Origin of the sequence: Streptomyces sp. NPDC047000 (assembly GCF_040644295.1) — a bacterium.
Classification (GTDB): Bacteria; Actinomycetota; Actinomycetes; order Streptomycetales; family Streptomycetaceae; genus Streptomyces.
The window spans coordinates 1-13,896 of record NZ_JBEYWE010000011.1 but is presented as its reverse complement, the minus strand read 5'-3'; the positions used below and the strand labels follow the sequence as shown (position 1 = coordinate 13,896).

General features: G+C 68.9%; 13 protein-coding genes, 1 tRNA gene and 3 pseudogenes. 10 read left to right on the top strand and 7 right to left on the bottom strand.

Translation table 11 applies throughout. The annotated features are described in order from the left end of the window. Positions 1-52: 52 nt before the first annotated feature. Positions 53-427 (top strand): hypothetical protein, encoded by a 375-nt coding sequence (locus ABZ862_RS18945; protein WP_360959412.1) that lies wholly within the window; start codon positions 53-55, stop codon positions 425-427. Positions 428-660: 233 nt separating this feature from the next. Continuing rightward, on the top strand, positions 661-2,652 hold the full coding sequence (locus tag ABZ862_RS18940; protein WP_360959410.1) for a PA14 domain-containing protein: 1,992 nt from the start codon (positions 661-663) through the stop codon (positions 2,650-2,652). 110 nt (positions 2,653-2,762) lie between these two features. Here the strand turns inward: ABZ862_RS18940 and ABZ862_RS18935 are convergent, their stop codons facing one another. Further along, entirely contained in the window at positions 2,763-3,224 is a 462-nt protein-coding gene (locus ABZ862_RS18935) for an ATP-binding protein (RefSeq protein ID WP_360959822.1), read from the bottom strand. A 209-nt stretch (positions 3,225-3,433) separates the two neighbouring features. Here ABZ862_RS18935 and ABZ862_RS18930 point away from each other — a divergent pair, with 209 nt between their 5' ends. Then, entirely contained in the window at positions 3,434-4,312 is an 879-nt protein-coding gene (locus tag ABZ862_RS18930; protein ID WP_360959408.1) for a helix-turn-helix transcriptional regulator, read from the top strand. After that, the gene (locus ABZ862_RS18925) at positions 4,309-4,521 is read left to right on the top strand and encodes a DUF397 domain-containing protein (protein WP_360959406.1); all 213 of its coding nucleotides are present in this window, start codon (positions 4,309-4,311) and stop codon (positions 4,519-4,521) included. Before ABZ862_RS18930 ends, ABZ862_RS18925 begins: the two co-directional genes overlap by 4 nt. Positions 4,522-4,613: 92 nt before the next feature. Here the strand turns inward: ABZ862_RS18925 and ABZ862_RS18920 are convergent. Further along, positions 4,614-5,115 (bottom strand): annotated as a pseudogene (locus tag ABZ862_RS18920) (hypothetical protein); the annotation flags it as partial. 1 nt (position 5,116) lies between these two features. Here ABZ862_RS18920 and ABZ862_RS18915 point away from each other — a divergent pair. From ABZ862_RS18915 to ABZ862_RS18900, 4 genes and pseudogenes are all read left to right on the top strand, one after another. Beyond that, positions 5,117-5,293: pseudogene (locus ABZ862_RS18915) on the top strand (type II toxin-antitoxin system RelE/ParE family toxin); the annotation flags it as partial. After that, positions 5,293-5,616: a helix-turn-helix transcriptional regulator gene (locus ABZ862_RS18910; protein ID WP_360959404.1), complete on the top strand. Its 324-nt coding sequence runs from the start codon at positions 5,293-5,295 to the stop codon at positions 5,614-5,616. The pseudogene ABZ862_RS18915 and the gene ABZ862_RS18910, both read left to right, overlap by 1 nt. Before the next feature lie 533 nt (positions 5,617-6,149). Continuing rightward, on the top strand, positions 6,150-6,422 hold the full coding sequence (locus ABZ862_RS18905; RefSeq protein WP_360959402.1) for a hypothetical protein: 273 nt from the start codon (positions 6,150-6,152) through the stop codon (positions 6,420-6,422). Next, the gene (locus ABZ862_RS18900; protein ID WP_360959400.1) at positions 6,419-6,847 is read left to right on the top strand and encodes a type II toxin-antitoxin system VapC family toxin; all 429 of its coding nucleotides are present in this window, start codon (positions 6,419-6,421) and stop codon (positions 6,845-6,847) included. Before ABZ862_RS18905 ends, ABZ862_RS18900 begins: the two co-directional genes overlap by 4 nt. Positions 6,848-6,939: 92 nt before the next feature. Here ABZ862_RS18900 and ABZ862_RS18895 read toward each other — a convergent pair. Then, positions 6,940-7,012: transfer RNA gene (locus ABZ862_RS18895), tRNA-Arg, on the bottom strand. Positions 7,013-7,413: 401 nt separating this feature from the next. After that, positions 7,414-8,260, bottom strand: a pseudogene (locus tag ABZ862_RS18890) (transposase); the annotation flags it as partial. 429 nt (positions 8,261-8,689) lie between these two features. On the opposite strand from ABZ862_RS18890, the gene ABZ862_RS18885 reads away from it, so the two are divergent. Together ABZ862_RS18885 and ABZ862_RS18880 are read left to right on the top strand one after the other, a co-directional pair. Then, positions 8,690-9,280, top strand: coding sequence for a TetR/AcrR family transcriptional regulator (locus tag ABZ862_RS18885; protein WP_360959398.1), 591 nt, complete (start codon positions 8,690-8,692; stop codon positions 9,278-9,280). An 80-nt stretch (positions 9,281-9,360) separates the two neighbouring features. Then, positions 9,361-10,425: an aldehyde reductase gene (locus ABZ862_RS18880; RefSeq protein ID WP_360959396.1), complete on the top strand. Its 1,065-nt coding sequence runs from the start codon at positions 9,361-9,363 to the stop codon at positions 10,423-10,425. 105 nt (positions 10,426-10,530) lie between these two features. Here the strand turns inward: ABZ862_RS18880 and ABZ862_RS18875 are convergent, their stop codons facing one another. The 3 genes from ABZ862_RS18875 to ABZ862_RS18865 form a co-directional block, all read right to left on the bottom strand. Beyond that, complete coding sequence (locus ABZ862_RS18875) at positions 10,531-11,433, bottom strand: alcohol dehydrogenase catalytic domain-containing protein (RefSeq protein ID WP_360959394.1); 903 nt, start codon at positions 11,431-11,433, stop codon at positions 10,531-10,533. A gap of 792 nt (positions 11,434-12,225) precedes the next feature. After that, positions 12,226-13,350, bottom strand: coding sequence for an epoxide hydrolase family protein (locus ABZ862_RS18870; RefSeq protein WP_360959820.1), 1,125 nt, complete (start codon positions 13,348-13,350; stop codon positions 12,226-12,228). 218 nt (positions 13,351-13,568) lie between these two features. Beyond that, on the bottom strand, positions 13,569-13,896 hold a 328-nt coding region (locus ABZ862_RS18865), incomplete at its 5' end, for a hypothetical protein (protein ID WP_360959392.1).

Below are 13,896 nucleotides of genomic sequence, written 5' to 3'. Positions count from 1 at the left end.
CCGTTGACAGCGTCGTGAGTCGGACGGCGCGACCAGCGGGCAGGATGGCCTCATGACAAAACCGTCCGTACGGTCGACCCGTCGTGCCTCCTCCGGCTCAGTGCTGTCGCTGTGGTCGCAGGACTCCGTGTTGTCGATCGGCTCGGTGGGATCGGTGCTGTCCGTGGGGTCCATCGGCTCGGCCCTGTCGGTCGGCTCGATCGGAAGTGCCCTGTCGGTCGGCTCGATCGGTTCGTCTCTGTCGCTGATCTCGACCGGGTCGTGGCTGAGTACAGGATCGTTGTTCTCCGCGCAGTCGCGGTGGTCGGTGCTGTCCTGGCGTTCCTCCCACGGTTTCCTGGCCGCGGGAGCGGTGGGGGCGGCGACCGCGGGCGCCCTGCTGGCGGCCCGGACGCTGTACAGGGACTCGCGGATGATGTCGGCGTGACCGGCGTGACCGGCGTGACCGGCGTGACCGGCGTGCTGGGCGGTCTCGGCGACGATGCGCGGCAGCACCCGGCGCGTCGACCACGGGACGTGGTGTGACATCAGCCCGGGACCCCGCGAGGGCTGAAGGCTGACAGGAAACGCACAGACGTGCGATCATCGCGCCGGTGCTCCCCCCATGGCCCGGCACCGACCCCCACGCTCCCCACGACCGAGAGCGATTCACCGATACCCATGCACCGGCGTTTCCACGCTGCCTGCGCCACGGCCGCCGCAATCGCCGCGGCCACCGCGGGACTTGCCTTACCGACCACTGCCCACGCCGCCACCACGTGCGCGGACGGGGTGTGGAAGGCCACCTACTACCCGAACACCTCTTTCAGCGGCACACCCAAGCTGACCACCTGTGACACCTCGATCAGCGAGGACTACGGCACCGGTGACCCGGCCGGGGTCACCCTGCCCGGCGACAACTTCACCGTCCGCTGGCAGACCGTCCGCAACTTCGGCTCCGGCGGGCCCTTCGGCTTCACCACCGCCGTCCGCGACGGCATCCGCGTCTACGTCGACGGCGTCCGCAAGGTCAACATCTGGACGAACGTCACCACGACTCAGACCAAGACCGTCAACCTCACCATCCCCGGCGGCAGCCACACCATCCGGGTCGACTTCGTCGCCTGGACCGGCTACGCCAACGTCAAGTTCGCCTACGCTCCACGGACTTCGGCGACCGTCGACACGGTCAAGCCGCTCGCCCCCACCGGCGTCTCGGCGGCCTACGACCCCACCACCCTCAAGGCCACCGTCCGCTGGGCGAAGAGCCCCGAGATGGACCTCGCCGGCTACCGCGTCTACCGGCGCCTCACCGGTGCCACCGCCTGGACCCGGACAGCCGCGCCCACCACGACGTCCTTCACCGACAACCCGCCCGCCACCGGCGCCGGTTACCAGTACGTCGTACGCGCCGTGGACAAGGCCGGCAACGAATCCGGCGCCTCACCCGTCCAGTCCGTCACCACCACCGACAGGACACCACCGCCCGTACCCACCGGGCTCACCGCAGCGGACGGCCCGTCGGGCATCGCCGTGGCCTGGCAGCCGGTCACGGGCGCCACGCGCTACTACGTCTACCGGGCGAGCCAGATCATGGACGACCCCTCGACCCCGGTCTACACCAAGGTCGCCACGGTCACCGCCGCCTCCTGGAACGACACCACCGCCCGGGAACAGCTCCACCACCTGTACCGCGTCTCGGCCGTGGACGCGGCAGGCAACGTGTCCGCCCGGTCGGCGGCCGACGGCGTCACCCGGGGCAACCACCCGCCGCTCCCACCGACCGGCCTCACGGCCTCGTCCGTGTCCGGCACCGGCATCGTGCTGAAGTGGAGCGCCTCGCCGAGCGAGGACGTCCACCGCTACAAGGTCTACCGAGACGGCCTCCTGGTGGAGGACAACGTGCGGACGGCCACGTACACCGACCCGTACGTGCTCCACGACACGAAGTACGACTACACGGTCACCGCGGTGGACGACCAGGTGAACGAGTCGGCGAAGTCCGTCACGGTCTCCGCCACAGCCCCGCGTGAAGGGCTCGCACCGGCTCCCGTCACGGGACTGAGCGCCACCCCGGAGGAGGACGGCGTCGCGATCAGGTGGCAGCCGAGCGGGAGCGAGGACGTCTGGAGCTACCAGGTCTACAAGGGCGAGTACGAGGCGGGCACCTGGACCTACCACCTGCTCCGGGAAGAGTGGTACAGCCCTGGTGACACCACCTCCTACTTCGACGAGACCCCCGCGGACGGCCAGACCGTGCGCTACGCCGTGGTCGCCGTCGACGAGTCGGGCAACTCACGGTTCGACACGGGTGAGCCCTTCTCCTTCGTCACCGTGACCGAACGCGACCTGGCCACCCCCACGATCCCGACGCCGCCCGGCACACCGTTGCAGCTCACCGCGAGGTCGATCAGCGAGGAATGGGCGGAGCTGACCTGGAGCTGCCGCGCCGAGGACTGCGCGGGCGCGACGGGATTTCACGTCTACCGCTGGGACGGGCACTTCTCGTCCTACGTGCGGCTGACGAGTGCTCCGCTGAGCGCGGACACCCGCTTCTACCAGGACACGGGTGCCCCTCGGGACATCGCGCATCACTACTGGGTCACCGCGGTCATGCCGGACGGCACCGAATCGGCCCCCGCCGCGGCCACGGACGCGGACAGCAACAGCTGAACCGTGCACCGGCCTGAAACGCCGAAGGGCCGGCTCAGGGAGAAAACCCGTCCCTGAGCCGGCCCTTCCGTCTGCACGCCCCGGCAGGATCCGAACCTGCGACACCCGCTTCAGGAGTTTCCTCTGGCTGTGGCGGCGGACGACGGGCAGGAGGACGTGACTGCGGTCGGCCGGCATCCCGGCGGCAGCACGTATTCCGCCCAGACCGTCTTGCCGGGGCCGTCCGGGCGCGGGCGCCAGGCCCAGCGGTCGGCGAGGTTCTCCACCAGCAGCAGGCCGCGGCCGGTGTCGCGGAGGTCCGCCGACGGCGCCGTCACGGCCGGTACGCCCTCGGCGCGGGTGTCGGTGACCTCGATCCGTACGGTCGCGGCCGTGGCGTCGAGGGCCAGCGCGAGGTGGAAGTCCCGGCCGGGGACCAGGCCGTGCCGGACGGCGTTGGCGGTCAGCTCACCGACGATCAGCGCCAGCGTGTGGTGCGCCTCGCAGTCGTATGGGATGCCCCACGCGTCGAGCCGCTGCCCGGCGAGATGCCGGGCGAGCCGCGCGCCGCGCGGGGTGGAGCTGAAGCGCATCCCGAAGCGACCGGTGGAGTCGGTGGGGAGAGTGATCTCACTGTTCACACCCCAACGGTCACGGACGTGGCTTAACGTGAACAAGTAGTGACACACCGTCGCGTACCGGTTGTACGCGGTGGCGCGGGAGGTGTACGGGGTGCGCCGCGTGACGGGTTCGGAGCGGGCGCGTTGAGCCGGGGAACCGGGCCGGGAAGGCGGTGGAGTTGATGGAATCGGTGGAGTCGGCGGAGCCGGAGGAGCAGGCCGAGGGCGTACGGGAGGACGCCGGGCCGAGGCCGGAGGACGAGCCGGGATCGGGCGTGGTGGCGGCGTTCGGACGGCAGTTGAAGCTGCTGCGCCTCCGGGCCGGCCTGGACCGGACGGAGTTCGGGAGACTCACGGGCTACGCGGCCCAGTCGATCGCATCGTTCGAGCAGGGACGGCGGATCCCCTCGCCGAGCTTCATCGACCGCGCGGACGAGGTGCTGGACGCGGGGGGCGTGCTGAAGGCGCTGAAGGAGGAGGTGGGGCGGGCCCGGTATCCGGCGTTCTTCCGGGACGCGGCGCGGTTGGAAGCGGGCGCCGTCGGCCTCTGCGTGTACGCGGCGCTTGCTGCGCCGGGCCTGTTGCAGACAGAGGAGTATGCGAGGGCTGTTTTCCGCATGCAGCGTCCGGTACTTGATGACGATGTCATTGAACATCGTCTGGCGGCCCGGATGGTGCGGCAGGAGATCTTCACCCGTCGGCAGTCCCCGCTGCTGAGCTTCATCATCGAGGAAGTGGTACTGCGAAAGCCGATTGGCGGATTCGCGGTACTCCGAGGCCAGTTGGAGCAGATCCTGCTCGTAGGGCAGAACCGCAACGTGGAGATCCAGGTGATGCCGACCGGGCGAGAAGACCATGCAGGGCTGGGCGGGCCCTTCAACCTGATCGATACTGCCGAAGGGCGGCGCATCGCGTACACCGAGGTGCAGGACGACAGCCGCCTCTACACCGGCGCCGGCAAGATCCGTGAGCTCGAAGCTCGATATGGCATTCTCCGGTCACAGGCACTCACCCCGTGTGAGTCGTTGACCTTCATCGAGGAACTGCTGGGAGAGACATGAGTGTTCAGCACACTGAGTCGATTGTGCCAGTATCGGCCTGGTTCACGAGCAGCTACAGCAGTGGCGGGGGCGGCGAATGCGTTGAGGTCGCAACCGCCATCGACGGCATACGAATCCGGGACTCGAAGGTCCGATCCGGCCCCGTCGTGACGGTCACCCCCGAGGCGTGGGTGGGACTTGTCCGGTTGGCCACCGACCGATCCGTCTGAGCCGTGCATTCGCACCCCCGTGGGGCCAGCCGCACAGGCGGCCGGCCCCACGTCTGGGGGCGCCCGTCACCCACACGTCACTCGGACACCGCCTACGCTGCTACGGTCGGTGCGGGGAACACCACCGAGCCGTCCTTCCTGCGGGCGATCTCTATCGCCACGTCCGTCGCGCGGTCGTTGACCATGACACCGTCGCCAAGCTGGTGAATGATGATCCGCCGCTTCAACGCAACAGCGAGGGAGACCAGTTCGAGGTGGGCACGGAACGTGCCGCCATGGTCGTCCACGCCGGGGAACGACTTGGTCAGCGTGCCGATCTCGACGGGCTTGCCGTCGGGCGGCTTGTCGAGTGCGCTCTGCCACCGGGCAAGGCGGCGGTCGGCCTTGCCCGGCGCCGTGTTGATGGCATGCACGGCCGAATCCAGTCTCAGCGAGACACCGAGCGTGCCCTGGTTGAGCAGAATCGCCGTGGCCTTGTTCGATGGCCTGCTGGCGCTTGCTGTCGGCATGCGCGCTCACTCCCACCGCCACGACCATGAGGACGAGCGGCGCGGCCACGGTGAGCGCCACGCTGCCGTCGGCCGCGACGCCCGCTGCTGTGCGCATCCCGTACCGGCTCGCTCCCGGGCGGCGGATCGTTCTGCTGACGGTGTTCCGCAAGACGAGGATGTGTGAGGCGGCGGAAGTCGAGCGAGCGCAGCAGGCCCAGAAGGTCTGCGAGTCCAAGCACGGCCGGGCCGAGCATACCTACGATCGGCGCAAGGAGAACTGATGAATCACAGCACATGGAGAACGCGCCGGGCCCGGCAGCTTGCGGGTGAGACGGTGGAGTACGACCAGGAGTATGTCGACGCACGGCTGGCCGGCGATCTCGGGCAGGCGGTCTACGACCGCCGGATCGAGCTCGGCCTGTCCCAGGCCGAACTGGCCGAGCGCGCGGGGATGACGCAGCCCCAAGTGTCCCGGATGGAGGCTAGCGACACCGTGCCCACGCTCCCGCTGCTGTGCCGCCTGGCCAAAGCCCTGGACGGAACCCTGAACCTGGCCATCGACGAGGGCGACTCCCACGTCACCTTCACCCCGCACGCCGCCTGAAACCGATCCCCGCTCTGCCTGTCGAGGACGTCGTCGACCTTAGTCAGTGTGTGTTGTAGATGCCCCACGGATGAGGTCGACTAGGCGAGCATGTCGGGTCAGCACTGTGCCGCCCGCAGAAGGGCCCTCCCGTCCGCTGGACGGAAGGGCCCCTAACCTGTTGTTCCTCTATGCCCCCGGCAGGATTCGAACCTGCGACACCCGCTTTAGGAGTTTTCCCTGGGCGCCGCTGTGACCTGCGGAAACGTAGCCTCCAGTGCGCCTGGGCTGGGAAATCACCCCTCCACGGTTTTTGCGAGTTCTCAGCCATTCCCGGCCTCATGTGTGCCGTATCCGTTCCGGCCAGTCACTTGGTTGGGGGCGGTACTCGCTGAGGAGGGTGACCAGGCGCACGCCGAAGAGCTGCGGCTGTCGCTCTGCGGCCAGGCATGACGCATGCCTCGCTCTCCTCCCAAGGCTGTGAGCGGGCAGGCGGAAACCCGTAACCTTGGATCAGCAGCACACAGGGCCTGATGCACGCGGAGGGGATGCCGATGACCACAGCTCCGAGCGGTGTGCCTCACCCGCCGCCCCCGTCGTCGCACCCGCTGCGGACCATCCGTGACATCCGGGAGTCCCTGCCTGAGGACCAGCGTCGGCACTTCGACGCGGAGCTTGCCGACACGGAGATTGAGGCCCTGCCCGAGATGTTGCACCGCTGGGTGACGCTGAGTAACGACGGCTTCGAGGAGTTCCTGCTCGCCCGACCTTTTGAGGGGCTGGAGTTCGGCGCCCGCTCCTACGACGAGCAGACGGACGCCGAGTGATCTACCTGTTCGACACCAATGTCGTCGCCGAGCTCGCTACCCGGGCGAAGCCCGACCCGCGCGTCCTGGCCTGGTTCCGGTCCACGGCCCGACCCAACCGCTTCCTGAGCGTGATCACCGTGGCCGAGATTGAGGTCGGCGTTGCCGCCGCCCCGGATCCCGTAAGGCAAGCTCGCTACGCACAAGCCCTCGCTGCGGTACGGCATGAATTCCGTGACCGCATCGCACCGATCGGCGAACCGGAAGCGGCCGCCTACCTCACCATCCACAAGACACTTAAAGCCGCCGGCACCAGCATCGACCCACCGGACGCCCTGATCGCCGCCACCGCCTTGGCCAACGGCTGGACGGTGGCCACACGCAACATCAAGCACATGGCCCGAACCGGGGCTCTGGTGGTCAATCCGTGGGAGCAGCAACTGTAGGTGGTCGCGGCGTCGGTGCCATATGTGTGCTGCAACCGCAGGGGGCCCTCCCGTCCGCTGGACGGAAGGGCCTCTGACCTGGTGTTTTGCTGTGCCCCCGGCAGGATTCGAACCTGCGACACCCGCTTTAGGAGAGCGGTGCTCTATCCCCTGAGCTACGAAGGCGGGGATCTGTCGGAAAACGTGTCTGAAATTCGCCCGAAGCTGGACGAATGTCGTTCTGCTGGATCCCGACAGGTCTGCGGCAGCGCGGCCTGCGAGGGCTGCACCACCGCCGCCAGTGTAGCGGGTGGCCTGGTGGTGGCAGGTGACTGTTGGACGGTGAGGCCGACTGCCCTGGTCGGGCAGGAGGTCGGGCAGGTGGGGCTCGGCCGCAACAGGGTCTTGGTCGGAGTGTTGAGGCCGAGCCCCGGCTGTGTGTCAGGCGGCGTGGCGTCCGGTGATGTGCGCGACGCAGCGGGCGACGGAGTTGCTCACCCAGGCGTAGCCGATGTAGATGAGGAGGGCCGCTATTGCGCCGTATGCGGGGACGCGCTTGTGTGGAAATGACTGGTCGAACGGGTGTGTCAATTTAACGGCTGATTTTGGTTGTTGAGGTGTCGGCTGTTGCTGGGGTTCAGACGTCCTTCGGAGGCGATCTGGAAGGCGTTCAGGGGCGCCTTCCGGCGTTTGGTCCACCGCTTGCGGCTCTTCCCCGTGGGGTCCGGGCTCATCAGTGCCGTGCAGACGCACTTGAGGGCGGCTGCCTCGTTGGGGAAGTGCCCGCGGGCCCGGACAGCCTTGGGTATCCGCGTGTTGACGGACTCGATCGCGTTCGTGCTGCCGATGGCCTTGCGGATCTCGACGTCGAAGGAGAGGAAGGGCACGAACCCGGCCCAGGCGTCCGGCCACGGCTTCGCGATCGCCGGGTACTTCTTGCCCCGCGCTTCCTGGAACTCCGGAAACCGTTCCGTGGACGCGTCCTCACCGGGGGCGGTGCCGGACGGTCTCCACGGCCTCGGGCAGGCCCCTGAGTCCGTCGCGGACCGGCATCAGCACGTCGTCCAGGCCGCGGTTCTTCAGCCCGGTGAACACGTGCAGCCAGTACTTGGCTCCCCCGCCGCCGTCGCCGGCCCAGATGCCGGGGATGTCGCGGGTGCCGTCCACGGTCACGGCCGTCACCCCGCAGATCGGACGGTTCGCGACCTGTCCGTCCCTGATCCTGACGTTGACGGCGTCCACGAACAGGACCGGGCAGACGCGGTCGAGCGGCCGGTTCCGTCATTGGGCCATGCCGTCCATCACCTTGTCGGTGATGGTGGAGGCGGTCTGCTCGGACACCTGTGCCCCGTACGCCTCGGCGGGATGAGCCGATGTCTCACCGCGGGTGAGGCCCTTCGCCGAGAGCGACAGCGCCATCTCGTCGACGCCGGTGGTGTTGCGGGGCACCCTCACCTCCACCGGCCGACGTCGGTGCTCCTCCCCGGCGGACGTCACCTTCATCAAGACGCGCAAGTCGAGGTCCGCGCGTACGAAGAACGTGGCTGCGTCGATGAAAGCGGAAGCCGACAGGTGTACCTGCCCGCAGCACGAACACTCTCCGTAACTGACGCACCTGCTTGGCGGGAGTGCGCAGGGTCGTGCGCACGCCGTGTCCGGTTCCACGGCTGGACCACGTAGTGCGTGGTCGGTCTTCCGCCGATCCTCCGGGCCTCCCGGGCGACGTCGGGACCGCTGTGCCGACGCGCTTCGCGGCGGACTTGCCGGTCGCTTATCGAAAACGTATAGTCGAAAACACGTTTTCGATACTGGCTGTCCGGACGGGCGGCCGGGGACCGGCGACTTGGACGGCGGGAGTCACTGATGAGCAAGCAGGCACCGGCCTCCAACCGGCGCAAGCGGCTGACGGAGGAGCGCGAGCGCGAGATCCTCGATGTCACCTTCGACCTGGTCGCCGAGGTCGGCTACGAGCAGGCGACCGTGGACGAGGTGGCCAGACGGACGAAAGCGAGCACGGCCACGCTGTACCGGCGGTGGGAGAACAAGCCCAGGCTCGTGATCACGGCGATGACGGCACGCAAGTATCCGACCCTGCCGCCCATCGACACGGGCGGCCTGCGCGACGACCTGGTGGCGCTGGCCCGCATGATGCCGACGCCGCACCCGCAGGGTGCCCCGACCCTGGGGATCTGGCAGGCGGTCGTGTCCGACCCGGCCCTCGCCCAGGCCCTGCGGGACGTCCTGTTCGCCCCCTACCTCGCCGCGCTGCGCACGATCCTGGCCCGGCACGTCGAGCGGGGAACGATCCGTGCCGCCAACCCGGCCCTGGCGCACGTCGAGATGTTCCTGATGGGCAGCGTTTTCGTGGAGAAGCTCTTCACCGGCACCGAGGCCGACGCCGACCAGCTCATCGCGGTCATGGACGCCCTGTTGCTGCCGGCGCTGACCAGTTAGTCGCAGTCGGCCCCCTCCTCGTCCGGACGGCGTCCGGCGGACCCGCCAGTACGCGTATCAAAAGACAAAGGAGCTTGGCCATGAGCAGCACGTCGACCGATACGTCGACCGATACCGTCCTGGTCACCGGAGGCTCCGGGTTCCTGGGCGGCCGTGTGATCGCCCAGGCGCTCGGTGAGGGATACCAGGTCCGCACCACGCTGCGGTCTCTCAGCCGAGAGGTGCAGGTCCGCAGGGACTTGGCGGCCATGGGCGTGGACGCGGGGGAGCGGCTCACGTTCGTGGTGGCGGACCTCACCGCGGACGCGGGATGGGCCGAGGCGGTGGCGGGCTGCCGCTACGTCCTGCACACCGCCTCCCCCTTCCCGGGCGGCGAGCCCGACCACGAGGACGACCTGATCGTTCCGGCCCGGGAAGGCACGCTGCGCGTGCTGCGCGCGGCCCGCGACGCAGGCGTCGAACGCGTGGTGGTCACCTCCTCGTTCGCCGCCGTCGGCTACGGCAGGGCCGCCACCGAACAGCCCTTCACCGAGGACGACTGGACCGACCCGGACAGCGACATCCCCGCCTACATCAGGTCCAAGGTGCTGGCCGAGCGGGCCGCCTGGGACTTCGTAGCGCGCGAGGGCAACGGCCTTCAGCTCACCACCGTCGCCCCGGTCGGCATCTTCGGCCCCGTCGTCGGAGGCGACCACTCCTCCTCGATCAGCATGATCACCGGCCTGTTCAGCGGCGCCATGCCGGGTACACCCCGCCTGTACTTCGCCGTCGTCGACGTCCGAGACGCCGCCGACCTGCACCTGAAGGCCATGACCGACCCCAGGGCCGCGGGCGAACGCTTCATCGCCGCCGCCGGCGACGCCGTCTCCCTGCACCGGATCGCGCTCGCCATCCGCGACCGGCTCGGCGATGCCGCCGGTGCCGTCCCGGCCATCGAACTCCCGGACGAGACGGTACGCCGGGCCGCCGAGGCCAACCCGGCGTTGAGGGGCCTGCTGCCCAACCTGGGTAAGGTCCGCCATGTCAGCAACAACAAGGCTCGTACCGTGCTCGGCTGGAGCCCCCGCAGCAGTGAGGACGCTGTCGCGGCCACCGCGGAGAGCCTCCTGGGACTCGGCCTTCTGCCCGCCGCGCATCCGGGATAGGCGCAAGCGCGCATGCGCGTTCCTGCCTGGTTCAGTACGTCAATGCGGTCGGCGTCCAGGGGACCGATCCGGGGCGCCGGGCGCCGTTCGCCCGCTAATCGCAAGTCATAGGGTCAGTACGACGCGTTCGTGCACCTGACCGCTCTCCAGCAGGCGGTGCGCCTCGCCGGCGTCCTGCATGCGCATGGTTGTGTATTCACGCAGCCGGAGCCGCCCCTGCGCCAGCATGGGCATGGTGTCCTCCAGCGCGTGTGGAGCCCGCTCCGGAGCAGGATGTGACAGCGTGACACCGAAGTCCGCCGCGGCGGGGTCGGACAAGGTGATGACCCGGTCGGCGGCTCCGGTCAACGCGATCGCGTCTGCCAGCACTCCCTTGCCGGACGCGTCGAACGCGTAGTCGACGGCCCCGACACTCCTGACCGCGTCGACCAGTTCGGCGCCGTAGCGTACGGGCGTGGCCCCCAGGGACGTGACCAGTGCGTCGTCCCGCGCGCCCACGGCACTCACCACCTTGATGCCCTGCGCGACAGCCAACTGCGTGGCGATCAGGCCGACGGCTCCGCCACCACCGAGCACCAACAGTGTGTCGCCCGTCTTCACCGCCAACTGCCGCAGAACCCCCGCTGCGGCCTCCGCCGAAGCCGGCAGGGAGGCCGCAGCCGCCCACGGAACGGACGGTGGCTTCTCGACCCACATCGAGGCAACCGCGTATTCGGCGTATCCACCAAGGTCGAAAAGCAGCGCTGCCACTTCGTCGCCGACCTGTGTTCCGTCCACTCCGGGCCCGACCGCGTCGACCGTGCCGGCCACCTCGAAGCCGAGTACGGCGTTTCGCTGGAGCGAAAAGGCCTTGAGACGGCCCGACCGCAGAGCGAGGTCGGTCGGGCCGATGCCCGCGGCTTTCACCTTCACCCTGATCTGCCCCTCGCCCGGCCGGGGAAGCGGGACATCAGTCCACCGCAACACATCAGGACCGCCGAAGTCGGTCAGCGTGATCGCTTTTGGCATGTTTCCTCCGTTGGGGAGCTCACGACCCTGTCCAGGGAAGGTCAGAGAGAGGACAGCAACATCGGCGGCCTCTCGGCAGAGAGATGTACATCCATGCCGTCCGACCCTGTTGCACCACTCGGCCAGACACCAATGGGCAGGCATGAGTTCATACCCATAGCACGGTGTAGGGGGCTCAAAGGGTTCAGCTCGGTGTGGTCCGCGCCGAGGAGGCCGAGGAGGGGGTACGCCGCGGCCATCGCGTGCGCTCGCGGGGGTGTCCCCGTACTGATGCCAGGCAGCCCGCCGACGCGCACTCCGCGCCCGACGTCGCGGAGCAGGCCCTTGGCTTGACCGTGTCGGGGATCTTGGGGCTCGCGCGGTCAACTGCCCGGGGGCCGCCAGGATTTCAGCCGAGGTAACCCGAACTGGTCGAGGTAGCTCTGGAAGGCAGTCGGTCGGCGGGGTGGGGGCTGTACACCCATGTCGGCGACGACTTCATGAACACTGCTCTGAGCAGGGCACTTGCGTTGGCATCTGCGCAAGGTGATGGCGGACCGCGGGATGTTCTCCACCACCGACCTCATCCCGCCGCTGGGCCGAACGCGGGATCGCGCTCTCAACAAGCCAGGTCTACCGGCTCGTTGTACGAGCGCGAGGCCCTCACCGTCGTCGTCACGGAGACCCGTCCTCTCGCAACCAGGCCGTGCCTGCTCCAGCCCGGCCCGGGGGGCGGGGGTCCAGGAGATCATCACGCACTGTGCCGGGCGTGGAACCGCCCGGCATCCCCCCTTGGAGTGCCGGGCGGGGGAGTCAGCGCACGAGACGGGCGTAGGCCCGCAGTTCCTCCGTGAAGATCTGGGGCTGCTCGAACGCGGCGAAGTGGCCGCCTGCGGGGATGTCGTTGTTGAAGTAGACGAGGTCCTTGTACGCCTTCTGCGCCCATACCTTCGGTGTGCGGACCAGTTCCGCGGGGAAGACGCTGAGGCCGACCGGCAGGTCGAGCACGGTCAGGCCGTGGCTGTTACGGGTGGCCTCCCAGTACAGCCGCGCCGAGGAAGTGGCCGTGTTCGTCAGCCAGTACAGGGTGATGTCGTCGAGCATGCGGTCGTAGCCGAGGACGCGTTCCGGGCGGTGGTCGCTGTCCGTCCAGTCCGTGAACTTCTCGAAGATCCACGCGGCCTGCCCCGTGGGTGAGTCGGCGAGGCCGTAGCCGATGGTCTGGGGGCGGGTGGCCTGTTCCCGGAAGTAGCCGGAGCCCTGCGTCTCGAAGACCTGCTGCTGGGCGATCGCGGCCTGTTCCTCCGGGGTGCTGTCGCCGAGGGCGGTGTTGCTCAGCAGGAACTCGGGCAGGTTGAGGTGCACGCCGAGCAGACCGGCCGGCCGCTGCTTGGCCATCTGCGTGGTGACGGCCGCTCCCCAGTCTCCGCCCTGGGCGATGTAGCGGCGGTAGCCCAGTCGCCGCATCAGCTCGATCCACGCGGAGGCGATGCGCCCGGGATCCCATCCGGTCCGCGTCGGCCGGTCGGAGAATCCGTACCCGGGCATCGAGGGGATGACGACGTGGAACGCGTCGCGGGGGCTGCCGCCGTACCGGGTGGGGTCGGTGAGGGGGCCGATCGTGTCGAGGAACTCGACGAAGGAGCCGGGCCAGCCGTGGTTGAGGATCACCGGCAGAGCATCGGGGTGCTTGGACCGGACGTGCAGGAAGTGGATCCCCATACCGTCGATCAGCGTGCGGTACTGGCCGGCCGCGTTCAGCCGCTTCTCCAGGTCACGCCAGTCGTACCGGGTGCGCCAGTGCTGGACGAGGGTGCGCAGCCGGCCGAGCTGGGCGCCCTGGGAGCCGTCCTCGACGGTCTCCGCCTCCGGCAGCCGGGCCGCGGCCAGCCGACGCCGCAGATCGTCGAGCGCGCTCTGCGGCACGCGGAGATGCATCGGGGTGATGTCCGGTCCGGCCGGCGGCAGTGTGAGATCTGCGACGGTTGCGGCCTGGGCCGTAGGGGCGCCGACGGTCAGGCCCGCCGACAACGCCGAGGCCGCTCCGGCGACGGCGGCCGAGCGCAGGAAGCCACGACGGGTGTTCGCCCGCGGCGCCTCCCCGGCGAGGGGAGGTTCGGCGGAACGCGAGTCTCTGAACAAGGATCCTCCGTAAGTCACTGGATGATGAGGGGACCGGGAACCGCCGTCATGGCGGCGTCGGCGCCGCTGCCGGCCAAAGGCGCCACGCGGTGAGGGTGGCGTGCAGTGGGGCTCGGCCGGAGGTTCAGAAGGTCCACGTGGAAACACGGTGCCGCGCTCCCGGATGGTTCACCGAGCCACGCACGGGCAGTCGGCTTGCCCATTCGCCCGGCTTCGACAGTTGGTGGGCACACGTTCGGGTCTGATTGAGCGTCTTTGCTGCTGAGCGAGTTGAGACTGGTCCAGACCGGTTGATAGTGCGGGCACGCGCATTCGCGGGGTTCGGCATCGGTGATCTCGGGA

Excerpts from the sequence above, each read along its gene's own strand:
- ABZ862_RS18945 (WP_360959412.1), top strand. The coding sequence starts at position 53 with ATGACAAAACCGTCCGTACGGTCGACCCGTCGTGCCTCCTCCGGCTCA.
- ABZ862_RS18940 (WP_360959410.1), top strand. The coding sequence starts at position 661 with ATGCACCGGCGTTTCCACGCTGCCTGCGCCACGGCCGCCGCAATCGCC.
- ABZ862_RS18935 (WP_360959822.1), bottom strand. The coding sequence starts at position 3,224 with ATGCGCTTCAGCTCCACCCCGCGCGGCGCGCGGCTCGCCCGGCATCTC.
- ABZ862_RS18930 (WP_360959408.1), top strand. The coding sequence starts at position 3,434 with ATGGAATCGGTGGAGTCGGCGGAGCCGGAGGAGCAGGCCGAGGGCGTA.
- ABZ862_RS18925 (WP_360959406.1), top strand. The coding sequence starts at position 4,309 with ATGAGTGTTCAGCACACTGAGTCGATTGTGCCAGTATCGGCCTGGTTC.
- ABZ862_RS18910 (WP_360959404.1), top strand. The coding sequence starts at position 5,293 with ATGAATCACAGCACATGGAGAACGCGCCGGGCCCGGCAGCTTGCGGGT.
- ABZ862_RS18905 (WP_360959402.1), top strand. The coding sequence starts at position 6,150 with ATGACCACAGCTCCGAGCGGTGTGCCTCACCCGCCGCCCCCGTCGTCG.
- ABZ862_RS18885 (WP_360959398.1), top strand. The coding sequence starts at position 8,690 with ATGAGCAAGCAGGCACCGGCCTCCAACCGGCGCAAGCGGCTGACGGAG.
- ABZ862_RS18880 (WP_360959396.1), top strand. The coding sequence starts at position 9,361 with ATGAGCAGCACGTCGACCGATACGTCGACCGATACCGTCCTGGTCACC.
- ABZ862_RS18875 (WP_360959394.1), bottom strand. The coding sequence starts at position 11,433 with ATGCCAAAAGCGATCACGCTGACCGACTTCGGCGGTCCTGATGTGTTG.
- ABZ862_RS18870 (WP_360959820.1), bottom strand. The coding sequence starts at position 13,350 with ATGCATCTCCGCGTGCCGCAGAGCGCGCTCGACGATCTGCGGCGTCGG.